A 218-nucleotide genomic window follows, 5' to 3' on the forward strand; every position below is an offset into this window, starting at 1 on the left:
TTACAGCAATTTTCAGGTAAATAGACCACAGTGGTTGAACCAACCGAAGGTATGATCTTCGGTAATATAATTTACAGCTTCAGTCATTGCTTGGTCGAGTAATTCCAGTGTGCGCGCTTCACGCGAACGAAGAAATTGCTTCAATTTCGACCAACAAAGTTCTATGGGGGATAAATCAGGAGAGTAGGGGGGTAAGAAGGCAGAAGTACGAAGGCAGA

General features: G+C 43.6%; 1 protein-coding gene. It reads right to left on the bottom strand.

Annotated features, from left to right (window positions below):
• Window positions 1–12: 12 nt before the first annotated feature.
• Window positions 13–218, bottom strand: a 206-nt coding sequence (locus ACM0OZ_RS49490; protein ID WP_414590262.1) for a transposase, incomplete at its 5' end; no start/stop codon positions are given.

Origin of the sequence: Scytonema sp. PCC 10023, assembly GCF_963920835.1 — a bacterium.
In the GTDB taxonomy this organism is placed as follows: Bacteria; Cyanobacteriota; Cyanobacteriia; order Cyanobacteriales; family Nostocaceae; genus Kalymmatonema.